Origin of the sequence: Streptomyces sp. S.PNR 29 (assembly GCF_030386795.1) — a bacterium.
Lineage (GTDB): Bacteria > Actinomycetota > Actinomycetes > Streptomycetales > Streptomycetaceae > Streptomyces.
Genome location: NZ_JANUQM010000002.1, coordinates 12,616 through 35,451, shown reverse-complemented (window position 1 = coordinate 35,451; position 22,836 = coordinate 12,616). Strand labels below are relative to the sequence as shown.

The window sequence follows — 22,836 nt, the reverse complement described above, 5'->3', positions numbered from 1 at the left end:
GCCGGGAAACACCGGCACCGCACGCTCAAGTGCATGACCTCGAATACGCGTGTGGTGGTGATCGGCGCCGGCCTCGCGGGCGTACGTCTCGCCCGGCGGCTCGGTGAGTTCGGCACGCCCGTCACGCTGATCAGCGATGAGGAGCACCGCCCGTACAACCGGGTCCTGCTCGCCGAGGTGCTGGCCGGTCGGTACAGCCCCGACGTGATCGCCCTGCCGGAGCCCGCGGAGCTGACCCGCGCCCGGGTGACCGGCATCGACCGCGCCGAGCGGACCCTGAGCTGCGCCGACGGCTCGACGATCGCCTACGACACGCTGGTCCTCGCGACCGGCTCCAACCCCGTCCTGCCGCCCCTGCGCGGCCTGTTCACCCCCGACCACGTACTTCCCGAGGGTGTGCACGCCTTCCGCACCATGGACGACTGCCTGGGCCTGTCCAAGGCCGTACGGCCGGGCGTGCGGGCGGTCGTCATCGGTGGCGGACTGCTCGGCGTGTCCGCGGCCCGCGCGCTGGCCGTGCGCGGCGCGCAGGTCGTGCTCGCCCAGCAGTCCGAGCGGCTGATGGAGCGGCAGCTCGACCCGGCCGCCTCCAAGCTGGTCAAGCGGCACCTGAAGGACCTGGGCGTCGAGGTGCACACCGAGTGCCGGGTACGTGACGTGCGCTGCGTCGGCGGCGCGGTCCGCTCGGTGGAGATGCACGACGGGTACGCCCTCGACGCCGACCTGGTGGTCCTGGCCTGCGGCGTCCACCCGCGCGTGGGGCTCGCCCAGACCGCCGGCCTGGACGTGCGCAAGGGCATCGTCGTCGACGACGAGCTGCGCACCTCCGACCCGCACATCCACGCCATCGGGGACTGCGCCCAGCACAACGGCACGCTGTACGGGCTCGCCACCCCGGCCCTGGAACAGGCCGACGCGCTGGCCGAGCTGCTCGCCGGTGACGCCGACAGCCCGGCAGCCCGCTACACCGGCACCCGTTCCCTGACCCGGCTCACGCTCACGGGTCACGACAGCCCCTTCGACCTCGCCGCGTTCGGCGAGACCGAGGCGCTGCCGGGCGACGACGTCGTCCAGCTCGCCGACGCCACCCGTGGCACCTACCGCAAGGTCGTCGTCCGCGACGACCGCCTGGTCGGCGGGGTCCTCGTCGGCGAACTCGGCACCGTCGGCGCGCTCGCGCGCGCCTGGGAGGGAGCAGAGCCGCTCCCCTCTGACGGCGGCCCCCTGCTCCACCTGCTCACCAACGACGGAGGCTCCTGATGTCCAAGGACACCCCCACGATCGTGCTCGTCGGCCACGGCATGGTCGGCCAGCGCTTCCTCGAAGCGCTCGCCGAGCGCGGCCTGACCGCCACGCACCGCGTGGTCGTGCTCTGTGAGGAGCCACGTCCGGCCTACGACCGCGTCCAGCTCACCTCCTACTTCTCGGGGAAGACGCCCGAGGACCTGTCCATGACGGACATGCAGTTCATCAAGGACCACGGCATCGAGCTGTACGTCGGGGACCCGGCGGAGACGATCGACCGTGAGGCGAAGAAGGTGACCGCCCGCTCCGGGCTGGTCGTCGACTACGACGTCCTCGTCCTGGCCACCGGCTCGTACCCGTTCGTGCCGCCGGTGCCGAACAAGGACGCGACGGGCTGTTTCGTCTACCGCACGATCGAGGACCTGCTCGCGATCGAGGAGTACGCGAAGACCAAGGCCACGACGGGCGCCGTCGTCGGCGGCGGCCTGCTGGGCCTGGAGGCCGCGGGCGCGCTGAAGGGTCTCGGACTCACCAGCCACATCGTGGAGTTCGCACCGCGTCTGATGCCGGTGCAGGTCGACGAGGGCGGCGGCGCGGCGCTGCTGCGCACCATCGAGGACATGGGCCTGACCGTGCACACCGGCGTGGGCACGCAGGAGATCGTGGTCGGCGAGGACGGCGCCGTCACCGGCATGAAGCTGTCCGACGGCTCCGAACTGGCCACCGACATGGTGGTGTTCTCCGCCGGTGTCCGCCCCCGTGACCAGCTGGCCCGCGACTGCGGCCTGGCGGTCGGCGAGCGCGGCGGCATCACGGTCGACGAGCAGTGCCGCACGGTCTCCGACCCGCACGTGTTCGCGATCGGCGAGTGCGCGCTGGCCGCCGACGGCCGGGTGTACGGCCTGGTCGCCCCCGGTTACGAGCAGGCCGAGACGGCCGCGGCCACCATCGCCGAGGACGAGGCGCAGTTCACCGGCGCGGACCTGTCCACCAAGCTGAAGCTGCTCGGCGTGGACGTCGCCTCCTTCGGTGACGCGCACGGCACCACCGAGGACTGCCTGGACGTCGTCTACTCCGACTCCCGCGCGGGCCTGTACAAGAAGCTGGTCATCGGCCGCGACGGCACGCTGCTCGGCGGCATCCTGGTCGGCGACGCGGAGGCGTACGGCACCCTGCGCGCCCTCACCGGCTCCGTCCCGCCCATCTCCCCCGAGTCCCTGGTGCTGCCCGCCGGCGCCGGCGCCCCGGCCCAGCTCGGCCCGTCCGCGCTGCCGGACGAGGCGGTCATCTGCTCCTGCCACAACGTCACCAAGGGCACGATCCGCGGCGCGGTCACCGAGCACAAGTGCACCACCGTGCCCGAGGTCAAGAAGTGCACCAAGGCCGGCACCGGCTGCGGCTCCTGCGTCAAGGTCCTCGGTCAGCTCGTCAACGCCGAGCTGGAGGCCAGCGGCGTCGAGGTCGACAAGGGCCTGTGCGGCTGCTTCTCGCAGACCCGTGAGGAGCTGTACGAGATCGTCCTGGCCCTGCGCATCAACTCCTACCAGGACCTGCTGGACCGTTACGGCCGCGAGGGCGCACGCGGCGGCGACGGCTGCGAGGTCTGCAAGCCGGCGGTCGGCTCGATCATCGCCTCCCTCGCCCCGACGATCGGCGCGAGCGGCTACGTCCTGGACGGTGAGCAGGCGGCCCTGCAGGACACCAACGACCACTTCCTGGCCAACCTGCAGAAGAACGGCTCGTACTCGGTCGTGCCCCGCATCCCCGGCGGCGAGATCGCCCCGGAGAAGCTGATCGTGATCGGCGAGATCGCCCGCGACTTCGGCCTCTACACGAAGATCACCGGCGGTCAGCGGATCGACATGTTCGGCGCGCGGGTCGAGCAACTGCCGCTGATCTGGGCCCGGCTGGTGGACGCCGGCTTCGAGTCCGGCCACGCGTACGGCAAGTCGCTGCGCACGGTGAAGTCCTGCGTGGGGCAGACCTGGTGCCGGTACGGCGTCCAGGACTCCGTCCGCATGGCGATCGACCTGGAGCTGCGGTACCGGGGCCTGCGTTCCCCGCACAAGCTGAAGTCGGCGGTCTCCGGCTGCCAGCGCGAGTGCGCGGAGGCCCAGTCGAAGGACTTCGGCGTGATCGCCACCGCCAACGGCTGGAACCTGTACGTCGCCGGCAACGGCGGCGCGACCCCGCGCCACGCGGACCTGCTCGCACAGGACCTGAACGACGAGGAACTGATCCGCCTCATCGACCGGTTCCTGATGTTCTACATCCGCACCGCCGACCGCCTGGAGCGCACCTCCACCTGGCTGGAGCGGATCCCCGGCGGCCTGGACCACGTCCGGGACGTCGTGGTGAACGACTCGCTCGGCATCTGCGAGGAGCTGGAGTCCCTGATGGCCGCGCACGTGGCGCACTACCGCGACGAGTGGGCGGAGACCATCAACGACCCCGAGAAGCTCGCCCGGTTCGTGTCCTTCGTCAACGCGCCCGACACCCCCGACCCGGTGGTCGCCTTCGTGCCCGAGCGCGACCAGATGAAGCCCGACCTGCCGCTGCTGACCATCGGCATGCGGCCCACGGAATCCAAGGAAGCCGCCCTGGAAGGAAGCGCCCAGCGATGACCCTGGCTATCGAGACGACCGATCTGAAGGTTGAACTGCAGCTGACGGACGGCTGGTTCCCGGTCTGCGACCTGAGCGCGCTGCTCCCGGGCCGCGGGGTGGCCGCCCTGCTGCCGGACGGCCGCCAGGTGGCCCTCTTCCGGGACCGCAACGGCTCGCTGTACGCGATCGACAACCGTGACCCGTTCACCGGCGCCGCGGTCCTGTCCCGCGGCCTGACCGGCACCCACCAGGGCCGCCCGTTCGTGGCCTCCCCGCTGCTGAAGCAGCGCTTCGACCTGGTCTCCGGGCAGTGCCTGGACGACGAGGCGGTGCGGGTGGCGGCGTACGAGGTGCGGGCCGCGTAAGAGGTTTTCTTGACCGGTCGTTCTGGACGCACGTAGTCTGCGCCACGTGGCCAGAACCAAGGAGTTCGATCCCGAAGCCGCGCTGCAGGCAGCCCTGGAGCTGTTCTGGCAGCGCGGCTACGAGGCGACGTCGATGTCCGACCTCGTCGAGCATCTCGGCATCGGACGCGCCAGCATCTACGCCACCTTCGGCAACAAGCACGAGCTGTACCTGAAGGCGCTGGAGCGCTACGACCGGGCAGGGCTCCCGCCGATCGTGCGGGAGCTGTCCCAGCCGGGGCCGGCCCTGCCGGCCGTCCGCGCGGTCGTACGGCGTTACGCCGCCGAGGCCGCCGACGCGCAACTGCGCCTGAACGGCTGCCTGGTCACCAATACGGCGAGCGAGCTCGCCCCGCACGACGCGACCGCCGCACGGCGGGTCGAGCGGAACTGGGACCAGCTGGAGACCGTGCTGCACTCGGCGCTGGTCCGCGCGCAGGCGCAGGGCGAACTGCCCGGCGACCGCGATCCGCTCACCCTCGCCCGCATGCTGCTGGTGCTGCTGCAGGGCCTGCGGGTCGTCGGCAAGGCGTCCGGCGACCCGGCCCGGGTGCGGGACGCGGCGGAGCAGGCGCTGGCTCTGCTCGACTGAAACGCCCTTCACGCGAGGGGCGTTTTTATGTGCCACGATACTGGACCGATCGGTCAGAAAAAGGGGAGACCATGACCACCACCGCCCGCTTCACCGACAGGACAGCCCTCGTCACCGGCGCCGGCTCCGGCATCGGACGGGCCGTCGCGCTCGCGTTCGCGGCCGAGGGCGCGAACGTGGTCGCGGCCGGCCGCACCCGGGAGCCGCTCGACGAGACGGTGGCCCTGATCGAGCAGGCGGGCGGCAAGGCGCTGGCCGTCACCGCCGACGTCTCCCGGGCCGCCGACGTGCAGGCCCTGGTCGACACCGCCGTCGACCGTTTCGGCTCGCTCGACGTGGCGGTCAACAACGCGGGCGTGTTCCGCGGCGGCAGCCCGCTGGCCGATCTCCCCGAAGAGGACTGGCACACGCAGCTCGCCATCAACGTCACCGGTGTCTTCCTCGCCCTGCAGGCCGAGATCCGCCGGATGCGCACCCAGCCGGCCGGCGGCGCGATCGTGAACATCGCCTCCACCTTCGGCATGCACACCCGCCACCCCGGAGCAGCCGCGTACGCCGCCACCAAGGCCGCTGTCTCCACGCTCACCAGGGGCGCCGCCCGCGACCACATCCGTGACGGCGTCCGCATCAACGCGGTCAGCCCGGGCGCGACCGACACCTCCATGTCGCTGCGACCGGGCGAGGCGGAGGCCGACCGGGCGGAACGCATGAAGGCGACCGTCCCGCTCGGCCGGGTGTCCGCGGTCGAGGAGGTCGCGGCGGCGGTGCTCTACCTGGCGTCGGACGACGCGGCGTCGGTGGTGGGCACCGACATGGTGGTGGACGGCGGCCAGACCGCCTGACCACCGGACGAACAGCCGGGCCGGCCCGTCGCGGCCACCTCCCGCGCGATACCCCCGCTCGTCCGTCGCCCCGCGCACGGTCTCGGCGGGCAACCCGCCGGTCCTGCAGCCACACCCACGGCGCTCGCGCACACGGCGGTGCCGAAGCCTCCGCCCGTCAGGTGTCGCAGGCCACGCCGTCGTTGTCGCGGTCCAGGTGGGAGGCGTATCCGGGCTCACCACGACGGATGGGGGCGGCGCCGGCCGCTCGGACCTCGCTGCAGTTGGCGTAGAAGACGTCGCCCCCGTCGTCGTCATCGCCCGAGCCGCCGCCGACCGCGGGAGCGGCGGTGATCGTTCTGGTGACCTTGACCGTCTTCGTGGCCGTCACCGTGGGCGCCGGTTCCGGCTCTTGCGCCGGTGGCGTCGCGGTGGTCGTGGCGGTGACCGTGACGGTCGGCCGCGGCTTGGCGGCCAGCGGCTTCGGGTCCGTCCTGGTTCCGTCCCGGTCGCCGGCTCCGGCGCCGACGCCGAGGAAGAAGGCCAGGCCGAGGGCCGGCAGCACGTAGCGCTTGCGCGCCCACCGCGGGGCCGGGCGGATGGGCTGCGGCACGGGCGGTGCGGTGTACGGATCGGTCATGTCGTCCCCCCAGGTCGTGCGTGAGGGGATGACCGTAAGGCCGACCGGCCGGAGATGGCAGGAAGGTGACCATTCCGTGATGGTCATGTGAAGACCGTCATCGCCGACGGAGCACGGTCGCCCGCTGTCCGGGGAGGCTTGAGCAATGGCTACCGATCTTTCCTGGCTCGGCGACCCCATCGACGCCCGCCCCCTGTTCCGGCAGGAACTGGACGCGCTGCTCGGGTTGCTGCGTGGCCTGAAGCCCGGGGAGTGGGGCAGGGCGGCGGTGCCGGGCTGGACCGTGCACGATGTCGCCGCTCATGTCCTCGGCGATCACCTCGCACGCCTCGGCCGCCGTGAGCCGCCGCCCGTGTTCGCTCCGGGAGAGACGCTGGAGGCGTTCATCCACCGTGCCAACCAGGAATGGGTGGACCTCCACCGAGACGTCGCCCCCGGCGCGCTCGTCGACGCCCTGGAGCGGGCCGGGGCCGAGCTGGTGCACCACTTCGAGAACGTGGACCTCGACGCGCCGTCCCTGGGCGTGTCCTGGGCCGGGGTCGATCCGTCACCGATGTGGCTGGACAGCGCACGGGAGTTGACCGAGTACTGGACCCACCGCCAGCAGATCCGCCACGCCGTCGGCCGGGCCACGGACCTCGAACCGCGTGCCCTGTCCCTGGTCCTGGACACCTTCATGCGAGCCCTGCCGCACACCCTGCGCGACACGGCGGCACCCGCCGGCACCCAGGTCGCGCTGACGGTCGTCGGCCCGGGAGGCGGCACCTGGACGGTGACCGCCGGTTCGGACCGCTGGTCCCTGGCCGAACCGCCCGAAGGCCGGCCGGCGGCCACCGTGCGGCTGGACACGGAGACCGCCTGGCGGCTGTGCACACGCGGCATCACCCCGGCCACCGCCCTCCCCCTCGCCGACCTCCACGGCGACCACCGGCTCGCCGAAGCCGCGTGCCGGATCGTGTCCGTCGTGTACTAGGCACTGTCGTTCGGATCATCCCGGCGTCGCTCGGCTGCACCGCACCGCACCTCACGGCCGGCCTGATCCACACGACAGTGGTGCCTAGGCCCGCAAGTCCTCCAGGCGCCTGAGGGCGTCCCCGGCCGCGTTGCGTTCCTCGGCGGTGAGGTGGATCTCCGCGGCCCGGGTGAGCGCGGACGCCTTCGTCTCCTCGTCCCCGAGCCGCCCCGCGACATCCGCGCGCAGCACCAGGAGCTGGAGCAGCTGCACGGGCGTCGGCCTCTCCTCGTCGAGGCCCAGCGCACGGTCGACGATCTTCGCCGCGCCTGCCGGGTCCTCCTTCGAGTCCGCGAGGAGGGACGCGTGATGCAGGGCCCGCGCGAAGGTCTCCTCGGGGGCGGGGCGGTGGTGCATGTCATCGCTCGTCGGCCGGCCCACGCGGATGCAGTTGCCGCCCGGATCCGTCATGAGGAACTGCCGCATGCCGTAGGACATGTCCTTCAGCGGCCCGATACGCGGCAGTCCGCGGGTCGGGATCTTCCCGTACGCCGCCTTGAGACCGGCCCGGAACTCCTGGTACAGCCCGTCGACGTCATCGGTGATGACGTAGCAGGTACTGATCGAGTGCGCCGGCTCGTACTGCTTCAGCCCGAAGAACTGGAGGTGGATGCCGCCGCGCTCGACGACCGCGTACGGGTTGGGGCTCCGCTGCCGGAACGTCACCTCGAATCCGAGAGCGGTGTAGAAGTCGAGCACGGGCTGGAGGGTCCGGCACGGCAGGATCGTTATCGTCTTCTCGGCCATGCCGCCCACAGTAGTCAATTTTGACCACTGTGGCTGTCGAATTCCTGGCGCCCATCACCTGAAGCGGGACAGGAGACGACGTTCGACGCGGTGGCCGTGCCGCTGCAGGGCCCCTCAGGCCTTCAGCGCGTCGAACGTCACGCCCGTCAGCCGCTCGGAGACGGTCCACAGCCGTTCGCCCATCGCGTCGTCGACGGTCCAGGGCGCCCGCCAGGACGGTGCGGGCGCCCCGCGCCACATCGCGAAGGACGGGCCGGTGAAGGAGTCGGGCCGTACGCCGGGGGCGGTCGCCGCGTACAGGATCGGCAGCGCGCCCGCCTCGGCCGACTGGGCGACGACCCGGTTGCCGATCTGGATGAACCGCTCGGCGATGGTGCGCTCCTCGATCCGCACCCCGGCGGTCTGCAGGTTGGTGGCCGCGTACCCCGGGTGGGCCGCGGCCGCCACCACGTCCGCGCCCCGCGCCGCCAGCCTGCGCGCCAGCTCGTGCGTGAACAGCAGGTTGGCGGACTTGGAGCCGGCGTAGGCGACCCAACGCCGGTACCGGCGGCCGCTGCCCGGGCCGGCGAGGTCGACGTTGGCCAGCGCGTGCATCCCGCTGGACACGGTCACCACCCGGGCGTCCGGCGCGGCGAGCAGCGCGGGCAGCAGCAGGCCGGTGAGGGCGAAGTGCCCCAGGTGGTTCACGCCGAACTGGGTCTCGAACCCGTCCGCCGTCGTGCCGTACGGCAGCGCCATCACCCCGGCGTTGTTGACCAGCAGACCGAGCCGCTCGTACGGGAGCCCGCTCGCGAACTCCCGTACGGAGGTGAGGTCGCCCAGGTCGAGCAGACGCAACTCCGCTTCGGCGCCCGGCACTTCGGTGGTGAGCCGGTCCAGGGCCGCCTTGCCCCGCGTCCTGCTCCGGCACGCGAGCACCACCCGCGCCCCCTTGCGGGCCAGTTCCCGCGCCGTGACGTACCCGATCCCGCTGTTGGCACCGGTGACGACGGCGGTGCGTCCGCCCTGGTCGGGGATGTCGCTCGTGTTCCAGCCGGACATGGGCGAACTCCTCAGCTGTCGCGTTCGGGTGTGCCTGCGGCCTCCAGGCTACGAAAGGTAGGAGCGGGCGTACTCCTCCGGAAGGGGGCGCGTGTCCAGGTAGAACCACTCGGCGTCGGGGCCGGGCGCCGAAGGGGCCGGCGTGTCCCAGTGGGGGCCGGTCGCCGAGGAGGCGGGTGCTTGTCGGTCGGAGCCGTGAGCCGAGGGGGCAGACGCGCCCCAGTCGGCGTCGGGCCCCGAGAAGGCCGGGGCGCTCCAGTCGGCGCCGTCCTGCCGGAGGGGACCGGTGTCCTCGGCCGGTGCCGGGCGGCGCCTGGGCAGCGGTACGGTCCGTCCGGAGGCCGTTTCGCCCCCCTTGCCGGAGGTCTCCGTCCGCGTGTCCTGCGCGCCCTTCGCCGGGCCCGGCATCAGCAGCTCCACCCGCAGCCCGCGTTCCCGCTGCTGCGCGGTGAACTCCTCGACCTGGTTGCGGCAGGCGTGGTCCAGGTGGGTCACGCCGGTCAGGTCCAGGCGGATGCGGGGCTTGCCGGACGCGGCGGCGGCCTCCAGCGCCTCGATGACCTGCGGCAGCCGCAGGAACGTGGCGTTGCCGGCCATGACGACCTTGGCGGTGTCCTCCTCCAGGTGCTGCCTGATGACGGTCTGCGACATCCGTACGGCGGCCAGGACGATCCCGGCGGCCAGCCCGAAGAGCACGCCCTCCAGCAGCGCGGTCGCCACGATGACCAGCGTGGTGAGGGTCATGACGGCGAACTCGCCGCGGTCCTGACGCCACATCTTGGGGAACTCGCCGGGCGAGAAGAGCTTCCAGCCGCTGTGGATGAGGACGCCCGCGAGCACCGAGATCGGGATCAGCGCGAGCACCTGCGGCAGCAGCAGCGCGAAGGCGAGCAGCCACAGGCCGTGCAGGGCGCGGGAGAGCCGGGTCTTGGCGCCGGCCTGGACGTTCGCCGAGCTGCGCGCCACGACCGCCGTGATGGGCAGTGCGCCGAGGATGCCGGCGACCGTGTTGCCGGCGCCCTGGGCGATGAGTTCGGTGTTGTAGCGGGTGCGCGGGCCGCTGTGCATACGGTCCACGGCGGCGGCGGTGAACAGGCTCTCCGCGGAGGCGATCACCGTGAAGGTGAGGATGGCGGTGATGATCGCCGGGTCCGCCAGGCCCGCGAACTGCTCGGCGCCCGGCACGTCCACGGAGGCGAGCAGATTGCCGACCTGGAGGGTCTTCACGTCCACGCCCGGCAGCGCGGCGACCGCGATGCCGATGCCGACGGCGACCAGCGCGGCCGGGATCTTCTTCACCGGCTCCGGCAGCGGCAGCGACTTCCACAGGAAGCTGAGCGCGATGGTGACGATGCCCAGCCCGGCGGCGATCAGGGCCTGCGGGTTCGCGAAGGTGTCGGCGAGCAGTCCGGGGATGCCGAGCATGTTCTCGACGGGCACGCCCGGTGCCTTCGCGTCGGCCATCGGGTAGGCCTGGCTGAACATCAGCGGCAGGCCGATGCCGGCGAGCATGCCCTGGACGACGGCGAGGGAGATCGCCTGGAACCACCGGCCGAGCTTGATCAGGCCGAGCACGATCTGCAGGATGCCGGCGAACAGCACGATCACGCCGAGCATGGCCACCCCGTGCTCCAGCACCGTCTCCGCCACCAGCGCGGCGAGCCCGGCGGCGGGTCCGCTGACCTGGAGCGTGCTGCCCCGGGCCACGCCCACCACGAGCCCGCCGATCACACCGGAGATGATCCCCAGCTCCGCCGGGACGCCTGAGGCGACCGCGACGCCGATGCACAGCGGCAGGGCGACGAGGAAGACGACGAGGGAGGCGGTGATGTCGGTGCCGAGGTCGCCCTTGGGGAGCTTGGCTCCCGCCAGCCCCATGATCCCCTGAGCCGCCCGGGACTCCCGGGACTCCGGTGGTCCCCCGGCCGTTCCGCCGTACTCCCTCCCGGCGGTACGGCCGTGCGCGGGCACCCGGCCGCGTGCGTGCATCCCGCTCATGCGGCGTGCACCCGGAACCGCTCGTCCTCGTCCAGCTCGTGGACCCGGCCGGTGTCGACCTCGTAGTACCAGCCGTGCAGCCGCAGCCGGCCCGCCTCCAGCCGCTTCCGCACGACGGGGTAACCCCGCAGTGCGGCCAGCTGGTTGACGACATTGAGCTGGACCACGTCCCGCAGGGTCGGGTCCTGGGGCGGTCCGCCGAGCACCGGGGCGAGCCGCGGGCGGGCCAGCTCCAGCCAGGCGCCCACACCGGGCAGCGCGGACAGGTCGTCGCCCGACATGATCGCGCCCATCGCGCCGCAGTGTGAGTGGCCGCACACCACGACGTCCTGAACGCCGAGCACCTCCAGTGCGTACTCGATGGTGGCGGCCTCACCGGAGGCCCCCGGTTTTCCGTGCGGCGGAACGATATTGCCCGCGTTCCGTAGCTCGAATATTTCTCCGGGCCCCGCGCCCGTGATCAGGGCGGGAACGACCCGCGAGTCCGAGCAGGTAATGAAGAGCGCCTCGGGATACTGCCCCTCGGCCAGTTTCCGGTATTCACCGCTCTCGAAATCAATGCGGTTCCTGAGTGAGCGGGCACGGTTGAGCAGCGTCTTCACGACACCTCCTGAGCTGGGGGTTCGTCCAGGTGCTGCCACCGTAGAGGGGTGATGCACAAAGAAAGGTTAAGCGAACACCAGAGCACGGACAGGCGCAGCACATTTTTTGTGCGACATTCCCCGGGACACCTGAGTCTTGTACGGTGTCGACCGGGTGGTACGGAAATTGAATTAGTGCTGCCCGGATTCCTGCCGGTTTCATGGAGAGACAGGACGTATGGGCATACGAGTGCTGCTCATCGAGGACGACGAGACGATCGCCGAACCGCTCACCCAGGGTCTGAGCAACTTCGGACTGGCGGTGACCCACGTGGCCACCGGAGCCGACGGCCTGAGAGGCCCGTACGGCGATGTCGTCCTGCTCGACCTGGGGTTGCCGGACATGGACGGGATCGACGTCTGCCGCGGCATCCGTCAGACCTCCGACGTGCCCGTCATCATCCTCAGCGCGCGCGGCGAGGAGACCGACCGGGTGCTGGGGCTGGAGCTGGGCGCCGACGACTATCTGGCGAAACCGTTCAGCATGCGGGAGCTCGTGGCCCGGGTGCGGGCGGTGACCCGGCGGACGCAGCGCACGACGGCGGCCCCGGAGCCGGCGTTCACGGCACCGGCACCGGCGTACGAGCCGACGCCCCCGTCCGTGGCCGCGTACGGCGGTTCTTCGCAGTCGTACGGTTCTTCGCCGTCGTACAACGCCCCGCCCGCGTACGAGCCCGAGGACCCGTTCTCCTACGACGCCCCGCAGGACCCCTCCTACGAGCCCGGGCCGCTCGTCGTGGACCGGCGCACACGGCAGGTCTGGGTCGGCGACGAGGCCGTGAACCTCACGCCGAAGGAGTTCGAGCTGCTGGCGCTGCTCACCGAGGACCCCGGGGCGGTGTACTCGCGGCAGCAGATCCTGGACCGGGTGTGGGATCCGCACTACGAGGGCCCCACCAAGACCCTCGACGTCCATGTCGCGGCGCTGCGGCGCAAGCTGGGCCACCCGGCGTGGATCCAGACGCTGCGCGGGGTGGGCTTCCGGCTGGCGGTGCACTCACGGCCGGGCGAGCCGCAGGTGGCCCACCCGTGACCCGGCGGCTGCTGCTCAGCTATCTGAGCCTGGCCGCGCTGGTGCTGCTCTGCCTGGAGATCCCGCTGGGCTTCGTCTACTCGCGGGGCGAGCGGGAACGGATCGTCAACGCGGCGAAGGACGAGGCGGAGTCGGTGTCCGCGTACGCCTCGCTGTCCATCTCCGCGGGCCGGGCCGCGCAGGACCTGCCGACGCGGGCGGCCCACTGCGCCGAGCGCATCGGCGGCAAGGTGGTCATCGTCGACACGACGGGCACGCTGCTCGCCAGCTCGCACCCGCTGTCCACGCGGGCGTCCCGGGAACTGGTCGACCGGCCCGGGATCGCGGCCGCGCTGGGCGGCACGTCGACGGTGGACGTACGGACCTCCACCATCGGCGGGGTGCAGTACCTGTCGGTGGCCGCGCCGGTGAAGCACGACACGCTGCAGGGCGCGGTCTGGCTGACGCTGCCCACGCGGGTGGTCGAGGGCCGCGTCCACCACGTGTGGCTGCTGCTCGGCCTCGGCGGGCTCGCCGTCCTCACGGCCACCGCCGTCGTCGGCTTCGGCATCGCCCGCTGGGCCGGCCGCCCGATCCGGGAACTGGAGCGCGCCACGCACGAGCTGGCCGACGACGGCCGGGCCACCCCGGTGGAGATCACCCAGGGCCCGCCGGAGGTCCGCAGCCTGGCCGCCGCGTTCAACCGCACCGCGGCCCGCCTCGCCCACCTCCTGGCCTCCCAGCGCGCCTTCGCGGGAGAAGCCTCCCACCAGCTCAAGACCCCGCTGGCCGCGCTGCGCCTGCGCCTGGAGAACCTGGAGCCGGACATCGCGCTGGACGCCCGGCCCACGCTCACCGCCGCGATGACCGAGACCGACCGGCTGGCCAAGATGGTCGAGGGACTGCTGGCGATGGCCCGGCTCGACGAGGGCGCGGTGACGCGGGAACCGGTCGAGCTGGTACGCGTGTGCGGCGAACGGCACCGCGCCTGGATCTCCCTCTACGAGCAGCACGGCGTCCGGCTGGTCCTGCTCGGCGACTTCGGCGGTCAGGTCCTCGTGGTGCCCGGGGCCGTGGAGCAGATCCTGGACAACCTGCTCTCCAACGCCCTGCGGGTCTCCCCGCCCGGCTCCGCCGTCTCCATCGACGTACGCCGCCCGGCGGTCCCCGAGCGCCGCTTCCATCCCCGCCCGGCCGGCCCCACGCGGGTCGAGCTGCACGTCATGGACGAGGGTCCCGGCATGACCGACGAGCAGCGCCGCCGCGCCTTCGACCGCTTCTGGCGCGCCCCCGACGCGCCGAAAGGCGGTACGGGGCTCGGTCTCGCCCTGGTGCAGCGGCTGGCCCACGCGAGCGGCGGCGAGGCCGAGTTGCGGGCCGCGCCGGACGGCGGCCTGGACGCGGTGGTGCACCTGCCCTGCGCGGATCCGCCGGCGCCGAGCCACCCCTTCGGCAGACCGGGCGCACGCCGCCGCGAGGCACCGGCGCTGCCCGCTTGACCTGCCGTTGACCGGCCCTTGACCGTAACGATCTGTCCATGCCCCGTCCACCCCGCGTCACCGAGGGGGATAACCCCGCGCCCCTAGGGTCCCTGACCGCACCCCCCGCAACCCCGCCGCCAACCGGCGGCGGGGCGGTCCAGCACCCCTGGAGCAGAAGTGGAACGTCGTACCCTCCTGCGTGCGGCCGTCATCGGCGGCTCCTCCGCCGTCCTCGGCGGAACCCTGTGGCGCGGCGCCGCGTACGCCGCCCCGGCCCAGCCGGGCACGGGCCCGTACGGGGCGCTCGGCGCCCCCGACGCCAACGGCATCCGGCTCCCCAGCGGTTTCACCAGCCGCGTGATCGCCCGTTCCGGCCAGAGGGTCTCCGGAACGTCGTACACCTGGCACAACGCCCCTGACGGCGGCGCCTGTTACGCGGACGGCACGGGCTGGATCTATGTCTCCAACTCGGAGATCAACCCGTCCGGCGGTGCGAGCGCGGTGAAGTTCTCCGCGACCGGCGCGATCACCGGCGCGTACCGCATCCTCTCCAACACCCGCCAGAACTGCGCGGGTGGCAAGACCCCCTGGAACACCTGGCTGTCCTGCGAGGAGGTCTCCCTCGGCTACGTCTACGAGACGGACCCGTGGGGCACGAAGGCGGCGGTCCGCCGCGACGCGATGGGCCGCTTCAAGCACGAGGCCGCGGCCGCCGACCCGGTGCGCAAGGTCGTCTACCTGACCGAGGACGAGACGGACGGCCGCTTCTACCGCTTCGTGCCGACGACGTGGGGCGACCTGTCCTCCGGCAGGCTCCAGGTCATGGTCGCCGGCAGCGGCACTTCGGGCTCCTTCAGCTGGGCGGACGTCCCCGACCCGGACGGCTCCCCGACGACCACCCGCACCCAGGTCTCGGGCTCCAAGTCCTTCAACGGCGGCGAGGGCTGCCACTACGCCGATGACACGGTCTGGTTCACGACCAAGGGCGACAACCGCGTCTGGCAGCTCAATCTGACCACCAACACCTACGAGCTGGCGTACGACGACTCCCTGGTCACCTCGGGCACCGCGCCTCTCACCGGCGTCGACAACATCACCGGCTCCTCCTCCGGCGACCTGTTCGTCGCGGAGGACGGCGGCAACATGGAGATCTGCCTGATCACCCCGGACGACGTCATCGCCCCGTTCCTGCGGATCGACGGCCAGTCGGGGTCGGAGATCACAGGGCCCGCCTTCTCCCCGGACGGCACGCGGCTGTACTTCTCCAGCCAGCGGGGGACGACCGGGAGTTCGTCGGGCGGGATCACCTATGAGGTGAAGGGGCCGTTCCGCTCTTAGCCCCCGACGGAGCAGCCCTCCGGCGCCTCACTCGCTGTGCACGAGCTGGATCAGGTTGCCGCAGGTGTCGTCCAGGACCGCGGTGGTGATCGTGCCCATCTCCAGCGGCTCCTGGGTGAAGGTCACGCCGAGCTCGCGCAGCCGGTCGAACTCCGCCCGTACGTCGTCCACGGCGAAGGAGGCCGCCGGGATGCCGTCCTGGACCAGTGCCGTCTTGTACGGCTGCACCGCGGGATGACCGGAGGGTTCGAGCAGCAGTTCGGTCCCGTCGGGATCCTCCGGCGAGACCACGGTCAGCCACCGGTCCGCACCCAGCGGGACATCGTGCTTCTTCACGAAGCCCAGCACGTCGGTGTAGAAGCGCAGGGCTTTGTCCTGGTCGTCGACGAAGACGTTGGTGAGGTGGATCTTCATGGGGTGCTCTCCGGTGCATCGGGCTTGAGCCATCGGGTCACGATGCGCTCAAGGGGTTCGGTGGTGAGGTCGTGGAACTTGTAGCGGCCCTGGCGCCGGGTCCGGATCAGACCCGCGGATTCCAGCACGGCAAGGTGCTGGCTGATCGCCTGACGGGACGATCCCAGACCGTGCTTGGTCGTGAGCCGCGCGCAGATCTCGAACAGGGTCTGCCCGTTCCGCTCGGTCAGCTCGTCGAGGATCTTTCTGCGGGTGGGGTCGGCCAGGGCCTTGAAGACGTCGTCCGGCACCACCCCAGCATAGGCAAGTAACGGCTTGCCTATCAAGCACTCATCCGCGCTCGCGGAGGTACGCCTCCAGCTCCGCGGCCCCGGTCAGCATCGCCCGCCCGCGGGCGGACAGCCGGCCGTGCCAGTCGTGCAGCGCCGCCTCCAGCGGCTCCAGCCCGCCGGCCGACCGCACCTGGGCGATCAGCGGGGCGATCTGCTCCAGCAGGTAGCCGCCCCGCCGGAGCTGGTGGGCCAGCCGGGCGTCCCGTACGTCGGCCTCGTCGTAGACGCGGTACCCGGTCCGCGGGTCGCGGCGCGGGCGCACCAGCCCGGCGCGCTCCCATTTGCGCAGCGTCGCGGGCCGGATTCCGAGCTTGCGGGCCAGTGGCCCGATGAACGTGCCGCCGGGCTCGGACACCGTGGTGGGCTCCAGGTCGCGCAGGGCGCTCTCCACGGCCCGGAGGGTCCGCCGGTCGTCGAGCAGCTGTGCATGACTCTCGTCGATGAGGCGGAACGCCTCGTCGACCGCGCCCTGGTTCACGGCCCGCATGATCGACGTCGCCGTCCGGTGGCCGTGGCCGGGCACCAGGGCGAGGAACGCGCGCAGGGCCCCCGCGTGCAGCGAGGTGTAGGTGCGGTAGCCGTGGGGTGTGCGACCGGCTGCCGGAAGGATGCCGGCCTCCTCGTAGTTCCTGACCGCCTGCGTGGACAGACCGTGCCCGCGCGCCAGATCGATCGGCCTGAGTCGTTCACCGCTTTGAAGGTTTCTCCCCATGGGCCGACGATATCCGGGGCGTTGTCGCGGCCAGGTTTCCACCGAAGGTTCAACGATAGCGTTGAAGGCATGGCGACTGACATCAAGGACACCGCCCATGCCGTCGAGGCTGCCGCAGTCATGCGGCTGCTCCCGGCCCGGCCCCGGCTGCTCGCCCTGGGCGAGCCCACCCACGGCGAGGACACTCTGCTCGACCTGCGCAACGAGCTGTTCCGGCAGCTCGTCGAGCAGGAGGAGGGCTACCGGACGATCGCGATCGAGAGCGACTGCCTGATGGGCCTGGTCGTGGACGACTACGTCACCTCGGGCACGGGCACGCTGGACGAGGTCATGGAGCGCGGCATCAGCCACGGCTGGGGCGCCCTTGCGGTCAACCGCGAGCTGGTGCGCTGGATGCGCGCCTACAACGAGGGCCGGCCCGCGTCCGAGCAGCTCCGCTTCGCCGGTTTCGACGGCCCGCTGGAGATCACCGCCGCGGCGAGCCCCCGGCAGGCCCTCACCGCTCTCCACGGTTACCTCGCGGCCCGGGTGGACGCTGACCTGCTCCCCTGCACCGCGGAGACACTCGACCGCCTGATCGGCACCGACGACCGGTGGACCGATCCCGCCGCGATGATGGACCCGGCCCAGTCCGTGGGGCAGTCCGCCGAGGCCGGCCGGCTGCGGCTGCTCGCCGACGATCTGGTGGCGCTGCTCGACGCACAGACGCCGCACCTGATCACGGCGGCCTCGCGGGAGGACTGGGACCGGGCGCGCCTGTACGGGCGCACCGCGACCGGCCTGCTGCGCTACCACCACTGGATGGCCGACACCTCACCGGCCCGCATGACGCGGCTGTGCGCGCTGCGGGACGTGATGATGGCCCACAACCTCCTCGCCCTCGCCGAACGCGGCCCGGCACTCGTCCACGCCCACAACTCCCATCTCCAGCGGCGGAAGAGCACGATGCGGATGTGGCAGGGGCCGGTGGAGTGGTGGAGCGCCGGTGCGCTGGTGAGCGCCCGGCTCGGCGAGGAGTACGCCTTCGTGGCCACCGCCCTCGGCACGATCCGGCACCAGGGGGTGGACACGCCGCCGCCGGACACCGTCGAGGGGCTCCTGTACGCGCTCCCGGAGGACCGCTGCGTCATCGACGCCCCGGGGCTGGCCACCGTCCTCGGCGACACGCGCCCCGCGCCCCGCGAGTCCCCCTGGTTCGGCTACGCCCCGCTCGACCCGGCCCACCTGGCGGACAGCGACGGCATCGTGTTCGTCAAGGACGTCCCGCAGAGCTAGTGCCACCCACCGCAGGTGTGCGGACAGCACAAAGGGGGGCGGCACCCCCGCACAGGGTGCCGCCCCGTCCTGCACACCGGAACCGTCATCGCATCGGTGAGGGTCGGGGTGTCCGACAACAGCTCCGGAGATCCCCGCCGGTGGTCGCCCTACCGGTGGTCGCTGCCCTTCGCCTGCACGGCCGCCCGGCCCGCCTCCAGCCGGGCCACCGGGATGCGGAACGGTGAGCAGGAGACGTAGTCCAGGCCCACCTGGTGGAAGAAGTGGACGGACTCGGGGTCGCCGCCGTGCTCGCCGCAGACGCCGAGCTTCAGGTCGGGGCGGGTGGCGCGGCCGGCCTCGGCGGCGATCTTCACGAGGGAGCCGACGCCGTCCTTGTCGATGGTCTCGAACGGGCTGACGCCGAAGATGCCCTTCTCCAGGTAGGCCGTGAAGAAGCTCGCCTCCACGTCGTCACGGGAGAAGCCCCACACCGTCTGGGTCAGGTCGTTGGTGCCGAAGGAGAAGAACTCCGCCGCCTCGGCGATCTGACCGGCGGTCAGCGCGGCACGCGGCAGCTCGATCATGGTGCCGACGGACAGCTTCAGCTTCGTCCCCGTCGCCGCCTCGACCTCGGCGATCACGTGGTCGGCCTCCTCGCGCACGATCTCCAGTTCCTGGACCGTGCCGACGAGCGGGATCATGATCTCGGCGCGCGGGTCGCCCTTGGCCGCCTTCCGCTCGGCCGCGGCCTCGGCGATCGCCCGTACCTGCATGGTGAACAGGCCGGGGATGACCAGGCCCAGGCGGACGCCGCGCAGGCCCAGCATCGGGTTCTGCTCGTGCAGGCGGTGGACCGCCTGGAGCAGGCGCAGTTCGTTCTCGTGGGGCTCCTGGCGGGACTCCGCCAGCGCCACGCGGACCGACAGTTCGGTGATGTCGGGCAGGAACTCGTGCAGCGGCGGGTCCAGCAGGCGGATGGTGACCGGGAGGCCGTCCATCGATTCGAAGAGCTGCACGAAGTCCTGCTTCTGCAGCGGAAGCAGCTCCTTCAGCGACTCCTCGCGCTCCGCCTCCGTGTCGGCCAGGATCAGGCGCTCCACCAGCTCGCGCCGGTCACCGAGGAACATGTGCTCGGTACGGCACAGGCCGATGCCCTGCGCGCCGAAGCGGCGGGCCCGCAGCGCGTCCTCGGCGTTGTCCGCGTTGGCCCGCACCCGCAGCCGGCGCTTGCGGTCCGCGAACGCCATGATGCGGTGGACCGCCTCGACCAGCTCGTCCGCGTCCTCGGCGCCGGCGTGCATCCGGCCCTCGAAGTACTCCACGACCGGAGACGGGACGACCGGGACCTCACCCAGGTAGACCTTGCCGGTCGAGCCGTCGATGGAGACCACGTCGCCCTCCTCGACGACGTGGCCGCCGGGCACCGTCATCCGGCGGCGCTTGGTGTCGACCTCCAGCTCCTCCGCACCGCACACACAGGTCTTGCCCATGCCGCGGGCCACCACGGCCGCGTGCGAGGTCTTGCCGCCGCGCGAGGTCAGGATGCCCTCGGCCGCGATCATGCCGTCCAGGTCGTCGGGGTTCGTCTCGCGGCGGATCAGGATGACCTTCTCGCCGGAGCGGGACCACTTCACCGCCGTGTACGAGTCGAAGACCGCCTTGCCGACCGCCGCGCCCGGTGAGGCGGCGATGCCCCGGCCGACCTGCTCCACCTTCGCCGACTCGTCGAAGCGGGGGAACATCAGCTGGGCGAGCTGGGCGCCGGTGACCCGCTGGAGCGCCTCCGCCTCGTCGATGAGGCCCTGGTCCACCAGCTGGGTCGCGATCCGGAAGGCCGCGCCCGCGGTGCGCTTGCCGACGCGCGTCTGGAGCATCCACAGCTGGCCGCGCTCGATGGTGAACTCGATGTCGCAGAGATCCTTGTAGTGGTTCTCCAGGGTCTCCATGATCTGCATCAGCTGGTCGTACGACTTCTTGTCGATCCGCTCCAGGTCCGCGAGCGGGACGGTGTTGCGGATGCCCGCCACGACGTCCTCGCCCTGGGCGTTCTGCAGGTAGTCGCCGTACACGCCCTGGTGGCCCGAGGCGGGGTCACGGGTGAAGGCGACACCGGTGCCGGAGTCGGGGCCCAGGTTGCCGAAGACCATGGAGCAGACGTTGACCGCGGTGCCGAGGTCGTGCGGGATGCGCTCCTGGCGGCGGTACAGCTTGGCGCGGTCGCCGTTCCAGGAGTCGAAGACCGCCTTGATGGCGAGGTCCATCTGCTCGCGCGGGTCCTGCGGGAAGTCCCGCCCCGCCTCGGCCTTGACGATCTTCTTGAACTTGGTGACCAGCTTCTTCAGGTCGGCGGCCTCCAGCTCGGTGTCGACCGTGACCTTCTTGGCCTCCTTGGCCTTCTCCAGCGCGTCCTCGAAGAGCTCGCCGTCGACGCCGAGGACGGTCTTGCCGAACATCTGGATGAGGCGGCGGTAGGAGTCCCAGGCGAAGCGCTCGTCGCCGGCCTGCGCGGCCAGGCCCTGCACGGACTTGTCGGAGAGGCCGATGTTCAGGACGGTGTCCATCATGCCGGGCATGGAGAACTTGGCCCCGGAGCGGACCGAGACGAGCAGCGGGTTGTCGGGCTGGCCGAGCTTCTTGCCCATCTTCTCTTCGAGGGCGGCGAGGTGCGCGCTCACCTCGTCACGGAGTGCCGCGGGCTCTTCGCCGCTCTCCAGGTAGACCTTGCAGGCCTCGGTGGTGATGGTGAAGCCGGGCGGGACCGGGAGGCCCAGGTTCGTCATCTCGGCGAGGTTCGCGCCCTTGCCACCCAGGAGGTCCTTGAGGTCCTTGTTGCCCTCGGTGAAGTCGTAAACGAACTTCACGCCCTCAACGCTCTTGCCGTGCTCAGCTACCTGGGGATCTTTGTTTTCCGACACGGGTCTCGACTCCTCGAGGACGCGGTGGCTGCCCTGACGGCGAGGAACATACCCAGATCAAAGGCGTCTGGGTACGTCTACTTGCGCGTCATACGCCTGTAACCACTCGTCCGCCAGCGGATCGAAAGTCAAGGCTGGGCAAGCAACTGACCGTGGATGTTTTCACTTCTTGAACGAATCAACCCCTGCAGCCCTCTCCAGCCGCTCATCTGAGCGTCTTTCGCTACGTCTGATTTCGCTCGATGAACGATCACAGGGTGGCACTCAGTGCCACCCTTTGGAGAAGTGCAGTCGCTCAAGATCCGCTCATCTGAGCGCAACCCTTATCAAGGGTGGCGAGAATCACGCTGCCACAGACCGCGGGATTTCACCATGCGGACGCCGCCGGACGCCGTCACACACCGAGCGCCCGCAGCCGCTCCTCGACCCGCTCCGGCGCGTACAGGTGCTCCACGACCAGCGCCCCGGCCCCCACCAAACCAGCCCGTTCACCGAGCCGCGAGGTGACGACGTCCAGGTGGGCGGTGGAGCGCGGCAGCGCCCGCTGGTACAGCAGTTCCCGTACGCCCGTGAGGAACGGCGTCCCGGCCAGGTCCCCGGCGATCATCAGCACCCCGGGGTTCAGCAGCGTCACCACCGTCGCCAGCACGTCCCCGACCCGGCGACCGGCCTCCCGGGCCAGCGCCGCCGCCTCGGGATGCCCGGCCGCCAGCAGGTCCCGTACGTCCGAGCCGGAGGCCGCCGGCACCCCGGTCTCGGCCAGCCGCCGCGCCACGGCACCACCGCTCGCGAGTGCGGCCAGACAGCCGTACGAACCGCACCGGCACAGCGCCTCGGCCCCCTCCGGCACCCGGATGTGCCCGATGTCCCCCGCTCCCCCGTCGGTCCCCCGGTAGACGGAGCCGTTCACCACCACCCCGGCGCCGATGCCGGTGGACACCTTGACCAGCACGAACGCCGAGCAGTCGGCGTACGAGGTGCGCTGTTCGCCGTACGCCATGAGGTTCGCGTCGTTGTCCACCAGGACCGGCACGGCCTGCGCGCCCGTGTGCTCGGTGAAGGCCCGGGCCAGCCGGCCGCGTATGTCGTAGCCGTCCCAGCCCGGCATGATCGGTGGCTGCACCACCCGGCCGGTCTCGCTGTCGACAGGGCCGGGCACCGCGAGGCCGATGCCGCAGACCTCCTCCGCCCGGTGGCCGGCCTTCTCCAGCAGCTCGGCGAACCAGCGGCCCAGCTCGCCCAGGACCGCGTCGGGGCCGTCCTCGACGACCAGCGTGCCGGAGTGCTCGGCCAGGATCTCGCCGGTCAGCGACAGCACGGCCGCACGCGCGTGCCGGGTGTCGAGGTCGGCGGCGAGGACGACGGCGTGAGCGTCGTCGAACTCCAGGGTGATGGAGGGGCGTCCACCCAGCGGGGAGTCCACGGGGCCGCCCGCCCCCTCGCGCAGCCAGCCCGCGCGGAAGAGCCGGTCGAGGCGCTGTCCGACGGTGGCGCGGGACAGTCCGGTGGCCTGCTGGAGCGCGCCGCGGGTAGTGGCGCGGCCACTGCGGACCAGTTCGAGCAGATCGCCGGCGCTGGCCTGACCACGTCCGGACATGTGCACCCCCTTGCGTTTCCCAACCCTGCGT

The 22,836-nt window shown here is 71.5% G+C and carries 20 protein-coding genes; 10 read left to right on the top strand and 10 right to left on the bottom strand.

What is annotated here, in order from left to right; genetic code table 11:
- Window positions 1-33 precede the first annotated feature (33 nt).
- The 5 genes from NW895_RS04820 (at window position 34) to NW895_RS04800 (ending at window position 5,689) form a co-directional block, all read left to right on the top strand.
- A complete protein-coding gene (locus NW895_RS04820; protein ID WP_289933994.1) occupies window positions 34-1,260 on the top strand; it encodes an FAD-dependent oxidoreductase in 1,227 nt (408 codons plus the stop codon).
- Window positions 1,260-3,869, top strand: coding sequence for a nitrite reductase large subunit NirB (gene nirB, locus NW895_RS04815; protein WP_289933993.1), 2,610 nt, complete (start codon window positions 1,260-1,262; stop codon window positions 3,867-3,869). The genes NW895_RS04820 and nirB overlap by 1 nt, the downstream gene beginning before the upstream one ends.
- Entirely contained in the window at window positions 3,866-4,216 is a 351-nt protein-coding gene (gene nirD, locus NW895_RS04810) for a nitrite reductase small subunit NirD (protein WP_289933992.1), read from the top strand. The genes nirB and nirD overlap by 4 nt, the downstream gene beginning before the upstream one ends.
- A 46-nt stretch (window positions 4,217-4,262) precedes the next feature.
- Window positions 4,263-4,847: a TetR/AcrR family transcriptional regulator gene (locus NW895_RS04805; RefSeq protein ID WP_289933991.1), complete on the top strand. Its 585-nt coding sequence runs from the start codon at window positions 4,263-4,265 to the stop codon at window positions 4,845-4,847.
- A 71-nt stretch (window positions 4,848-4,918) separates the two neighbouring features.
- On the top strand, window positions 4,919-5,689 hold the full coding sequence (locus tag NW895_RS04800; protein WP_289933989.1) for a glucose 1-dehydrogenase: 771 nt from the start codon (window positions 4,919-4,921) through the stop codon (window positions 5,687-5,689).
- A gap of 157 nt (window positions 5,690-5,846) precedes the next feature.
- On the opposite strand, the gene NW895_RS04795 is transcribed toward NW895_RS04800, so the two are convergent.
- The gene (locus NW895_RS04795) at window positions 5,847-6,308 is read right to left on the bottom strand and encodes an excalibur calcium-binding domain-containing protein (protein WP_289933988.1); all 462 of its coding nucleotides are present in this window, start codon (window positions 6,306-6,308) and stop codon (window positions 5,847-5,849) included.
- 145 nt (window positions 6,309-6,453) lie between these two features.
- Between NW895_RS04795 and NW895_RS04790 the strand changes: the two genes are divergently transcribed.
- Complete coding sequence (locus tag NW895_RS04790; RefSeq protein ID WP_289933986.1) at window positions 6,454-7,281, top strand: maleylpyruvate isomerase family mycothiol-dependent enzyme; 828 nt, start codon at window positions 6,454-6,456, stop codon at window positions 7,279-7,281.
- A gap of 84 nt (window positions 7,282-7,365) precedes the next feature.
- On the opposite strand, the gene NW895_RS04785 is transcribed toward NW895_RS04790, so the two are convergent.
- The 4 genes from NW895_RS04785 to NW895_RS04770 all read right to left on the bottom strand — a co-directional run bounded on the left by NW895_RS04785 (window position 7,366) and on the right by NW895_RS04770 (window position 11,708).
- Window positions 7,366-8,067 carry a VOC family protein gene (locus NW895_RS04785; protein ID WP_289933985.1) on the bottom strand — a complete coding sequence of 234 codons (702 nt, stop codon included), beginning with the start codon at window positions 8,065-8,067 and terminating at the stop codon, window positions 7,366-7,368.
- 114 nt (window positions 8,068-8,181) lie between these two features.
- The gene (locus NW895_RS04780; RefSeq protein WP_289933984.1) at window positions 8,182-9,108 is read right to left on the bottom strand and encodes an oxidoreductase; all 927 of its coding nucleotides are present in this window, start codon (window positions 9,106-9,108) and stop codon (window positions 8,182-8,184) included.
- 48 nt (window positions 9,109-9,156) lie between these two features.
- Window positions 9,157-11,106, bottom strand: a complete 1,950-nt coding sequence (locus tag NW895_RS04775) for a SulP family inorganic anion transporter (protein ID WP_289933983.1) — start codon at window positions 11,104-11,106, stop codon at window positions 9,157-9,159.
- Window positions 11,103-11,708, bottom strand: coding sequence for a carbonic anhydrase (locus NW895_RS04770; RefSeq protein ID WP_289933982.1), 606 nt, complete (start codon window positions 11,706-11,708; stop codon window positions 11,103-11,105). The genes NW895_RS04775 and NW895_RS04770 overlap by 4 nt, the downstream gene beginning before the upstream one ends.
- 217 nt (window positions 11,709-11,925) lie before the next feature.
- Here NW895_RS04770 and NW895_RS04765 point away from each other — a divergent pair, with 217 nt between their 5' ends.
- The 3 genes from NW895_RS04765 (at window position 11,926) to NW895_RS04755 (ending at window position 15,578) form a co-directional block, all read left to right on the top strand.
- Window positions 11,926-12,780: a response regulator transcription factor gene (locus NW895_RS04765; RefSeq protein WP_289933981.1), complete on the top strand. Its 855-nt coding sequence runs from the start codon at window positions 11,926-11,928 to the stop codon at window positions 12,778-12,780.
- Complete coding sequence (locus NW895_RS04760) at window positions 12,777-14,258, top strand: HAMP domain-containing sensor histidine kinase (protein ID WP_289933980.1); 1,482 nt, start codon at window positions 12,777-12,779, stop codon at window positions 14,256-14,258. Before NW895_RS04765 ends, NW895_RS04760 begins: the two co-directional genes overlap by 4 nt.
- A gap of 159 nt (window positions 14,259-14,417) precedes the next feature.
- Complete coding sequence (locus NW895_RS04755; RefSeq protein WP_289933979.1) at window positions 14,418-15,578, top strand: alkaline phosphatase PhoX; 1,161 nt, start codon at window positions 14,418-14,420, stop codon at window positions 15,576-15,578.
- Window positions 15,579-15,605: 27 nt separating this feature from the next.
- Here the strand turns inward: NW895_RS04755 and NW895_RS04750 are convergent, their stop codons facing one another.
- The 3 genes from NW895_RS04750 to NW895_RS04740 are packed head-to-tail and all read right to left on the bottom strand — an operon-like array spanning window position 15,606 to window position 17,036.
- Complete coding sequence (locus NW895_RS04750; RefSeq protein WP_289933978.1) at window positions 15,606-15,992, bottom strand: VOC family protein; 387 nt, start codon at window positions 15,990-15,992, stop codon at window positions 15,606-15,608.
- A complete protein-coding gene (locus tag NW895_RS04745) occupies window positions 15,989-16,282 on the bottom strand; it encodes a metalloregulator ArsR/SmtB family transcription factor (protein WP_289933977.1) in 294 nt (97 codons plus the stop codon). Before NW895_RS04745 ends, NW895_RS04750 begins: the two co-directional genes overlap by 4 nt.
- A gap of 40 nt (window positions 16,283-16,322) precedes the next feature.
- Window positions 16,323-17,036, bottom strand: coding sequence for a TioE family transcriptional regulator (locus NW895_RS04740; RefSeq protein WP_289933976.1), 714 nt, complete (start codon window positions 17,034-17,036; stop codon window positions 16,323-16,325).
- 69 nt (window positions 17,037-17,105) lie between these two features.
- Between NW895_RS04740 and NW895_RS04735 the strand changes: the two genes are divergently transcribed.
- On the top strand, window positions 17,106-18,311 hold the full coding sequence (locus NW895_RS04735) for an erythromycin esterase family protein (RefSeq protein WP_289933975.1): 1,206 nt from the start codon (window positions 17,106-17,108) through the stop codon (window positions 18,309-18,311).
- Window positions 18,312-18,460: 149 nt separating this feature from the next.
- Here NW895_RS04735 and ppdK read toward each other — a convergent pair whose 3' ends face one another.
- Both ppdK and NW895_RS04725 read right to left on the bottom strand, forming a co-directional pair.
- Entirely contained in the window at window positions 18,461-21,208 is a 2,748-nt protein-coding gene (gene ppdK / locus NW895_RS04730) for a pyruvate, phosphate dikinase (protein WP_289933972.1), read from the bottom strand.
- A 394-nt stretch (window positions 21,209-21,602) separates the two neighbouring features.
- Entirely contained in the window at window positions 21,603-22,805 is a 1,203-nt protein-coding gene (locus NW895_RS04725; RefSeq protein WP_289933971.1) for an ROK family protein, read from the bottom strand.
- Window positions 22,806-22,836: the final 31 nt, after the last annotated feature.